Source organism: Actinosynnema sp. NPDC059797 (assembly GCF_042732085.1).
In the GTDB taxonomy this organism is placed as follows: Bacteria; Actinomycetota; Actinomycetes; order Mycobacteriales; family Pseudonocardiaceae; genus Actinosynnema.
In genome coordinates this window covers 1-3,040 of record NZ_JBHWIE010000586.1, presented here as the reverse complement: position 1 = coordinate 3,040, position 3,040 = coordinate 1, and the positions used below count along the sequence as shown (strand labels likewise).

At 73.8% G+C, this 3,040-nt stretch carries 3 protein-coding genes; 2 read left to right on the top strand and 1 reads right to left on the bottom strand.

Annotated features, from left to right (window positions below):
* A partial coding sequence (locus tag ACFV4N_RS42010) for a cytochrome P450 (protein WP_499678276.1) occupies positions 1 to 832 on the bottom strand: 832 nt, incomplete at its 3' end.
* Positions 833 to 1,068: 236 nt separating this feature from the next.
* Here ACFV4N_RS42010 and ACFV4N_RS42005 point away from each other — a divergent pair.
* Positions 1,069 to 2,802 (top strand): fatty acyl-AMP ligase, encoded by a 1,734-nt coding sequence (locus ACFV4N_RS42005; RefSeq protein ID WP_499678275.1) that lies wholly within the window; start codon positions 1,069 to 1,071, stop codon positions 2,800 to 2,802.
* A partial coding sequence (locus ACFV4N_RS42000) for an acyl carrier protein (RefSeq protein ID WP_499678274.1) occupies positions 2,799 to 3,040 on the top strand: 242 nt, incomplete at its 3' end. The genes ACFV4N_RS42005 and ACFV4N_RS42000, both read left to right, overlap by 4 nt.

The window sequence follows — 3,040 nt, the reverse complement described above, 5'->3', positions numbered from 1 at the left end:
GCACCTCCTCCACCGCGGCCCAAGCCAGCGCCGGGTCGCCGCGCACCTCGGCCAGCTGCGCGGGGTGGCGCAGCAGGGCCAGGACACCGTTGGCGATCAGGTTGACGGTCGTCTCGTGGCCCGCGTTGACCAGCATCACGCAGGTGGCCAGCAGCTCGCTCTCGCTGAGGCGGTCGCTCTCCTGCTCCACCCGCAGCAGGCCGGACACCAGGTCGTCGCCCGGGTCGTCGCGGCGCCGGAGCAGCAGGTCGCGGAAGTAGGCCACGAACGCCGCCCGCGCTCGGGCCGCCTCCGCGCCGACCTCGGGCGTGCGCAGGCCGGGCAGCGGCGGTTCCAGCGCGGTGGACAGGTGGGCCGACCACCGGAGGAAGTCGCGGCGGTCGGCGTAGGGCACGCCCAGCAGCTCGCAGATCACCCGCACCGGCAGCGGGTGCGCGAAGTCGGCCACCACGTCGAGGCTGCCGCGATCGGCGGCCTCGTCGAGCAGGCCGTGGGCCAGTTCCCTGATCCGCGGCCGCAGGGCCTGCACCACCCTGGGGGAGAACGCCTTGGCGACCAGCCCGCGCAGCCGGGTGTGGTCCGGCGGGTCCAGGTGCAGGAAGTTGCGCGTGCGCGGGCCGCGGCGCGTGGGGGACTGGCGGGCGCGCTCGCGCTCGCTGCTCATGGCCGGGTGACGCAGCAGCGCCCTGCAGTCGTGGTAGCCGCTGACGGGGACGACACCGTCACCGGTGGTGAACGGACCCGCTTCCCGCAGGCGTCGCAGCACCGGGTACGGATCCGGTCTGCTCTCCCGGCTGACCAACCGGGCCAAGTCCTGCGGTGGGCTGGACATGGGTGCCACTGTCCGGTCGTGGCATTGGGGCGGTCAAGCGCGATGGCGGATGTTCAGCGACGGCTTAATGTCCGCGCGAATGGTGTCGCAGTCTTTGCCGTATTGACCTTGAGCTGCGAGTTCGGTGTTTTCGAGGCTTGTTAAGCCCTCCTCGAAAGGTCTGTGCCGTCACTTTTCCGGTTGGGTTTTCCGCCTAAGCTCGGAAACTCTGGTTCCGGGTGGAAGGCGGTGCGCGGGTGCGCGAGTGGATCAGGGGAGGCGCCGGGGTGGCGGAGGTGGTGCTCGGGCACGTCGAGCGCACCCCCGATGCCCTCGCCGTGGTGGACGTGCTCGGCAGCGGCCCCGACGGGCCGTCCGCCTCGTGGACTTACGGAGACCTGCACCAGCGGGCGGCCACCGTCGCGGCCCACCTGCGCGAGCGGTGCGCGCCCGGCGACCGGGTGATGCTGTTGTACCCGGTCAACCGGCACTTCGTCGCGGCGTTCCTCGGCTGCCTCTACGCCGGCGTCGCCGCGGTGGTCGTCCCCCCGCCCGGGGGCTCGCAGGTCCAACGCCGCCGGGCCGGGTCCGTGGTGGCCGACGCCGGGGTCCGCCTCGCGCTGACCGACTCGGAGAGCTCCCGGGCGGTGCGCGACTGGGTCGCCGAGCTGCGCCTGTCCGAAGTGGACATCACCGTCACGGACGCCCGCGACTACGCGGACCCCGCGGACTGGCGGCCGGTGCGCACGGACGAGGGCTCCCTGGCGCTGCTCCAGTACACGTCCGGCTCGACCGGCTCGCCCAAGGGCGTCGTGGTGCGCCACGGCCACCTGGTGGCGAACGCGCGCGCGTTCGGCGCCGCGCTGGGCTGGAGCACCCCGCCGCGCTTCGGCGGCTGGATACCCATGTTCCACGACATGGGCCTGATCATGCAGCTCGTCCCGGCCCTGCTGGCGGGGACCGCGGACGTGCTGATGACCCCGCCCGCGTTCGTCCGGGACCCGTGGTCCTGGCTCGACGCCATCGGCCGCTACGGCATCACCTGCTCGGCGGCGCCGAACTTCGCCTACGACCTGTGCGTGCGCCGCGTGGACCCGGAGCGGGTTGCCGAACTGGACCTGTCCGGCTGGGAGTACGCGATCAACGCCTCCGAGCCGGTGCGCATGGCCACCATGACCGACTTCGCCAAGCGCTTCGCCGCCGCCGGCTTCCGCGAGCGGTCGTTCGTCCCGCTCTACGGCCTGGCCGAGTCGACGGTGTTCACCTCGGCGACCACCGGCCGAGCGCCGCAGGTCGCCCGCGTGGACGACGTGGCCCTGGGCCAGGGCGAGTTCACCGCCGCCCGGCCCGGCGCGCCCGCGCGGTCCGTGGTCAGCTGCGGCGCCCCGGTCTCCGCGACCGAGGTGCGCGTGGTCGACCCCGACACCGGCGCGCCGCTCTCGCCGAACCGGGTGGGCGAGATCTGGCTGCGCGGCGACAGCGTCGCGGGCGGTTACTGGCTCAAGGAGGCGGAGACCGCCCGCGTCTTCCGCGCCACCAGTCCGGGCGACCCGACCGAGTTCCTGCGGACCGGGGACCTCGGCGTGCACCACGACGGCGAGCTGTACGTCATCGGGCGGCTCAAGGAGGTGCTGATCGTGCGGGGCCGCAACCTCTACCCGCAGGACATCGAGCACGAGCTGCGGGCACACCACCCCGAGCTGGGCAACGTGGGCGCGGCCTTCTGCGTGCCGGCCGGCGGGATCACCGAGGGCGAGCCGGGACCGGACGAGCTGGTCGTCGCCCACGAGGTCCGCGAGACGGACCCGGGGCGGCTGGCCGCGCTCGCCGTCGCCATGAAGACGACGATCGCGCGGGAGTTCGGGGTGTCCGCCGCGGACGTCGTGCTGGTGCCGCCCGGCGGCGTCCCGCGCACCAGCAGCGGCAAGATCCAGCGCTCGCTCATGCGGGAGCGGTACCTCGCCCGCGGGGACGCCGGGGAGGAGGCATGACCGCCACCGGCGCCCGACGGCCGTCCGACGCGACCTCGACGGAGCGGTTGCTGGACCGGCTCACCGCCGTCGTCTCCCCGCACGTGAAGGTCCCTCCCTCCGGGCTCGACCCGGCCGTGCCGCTGGCCGAGTACGGCCTGGACTCGGTGACCGCGATCGCCCTGGCCGCCTTCGGGGCGATCGGATTCGCGACGGTGCCACCGCTGCAGGCGCGTGTGATGCAGCAGGCCGCCGGGGC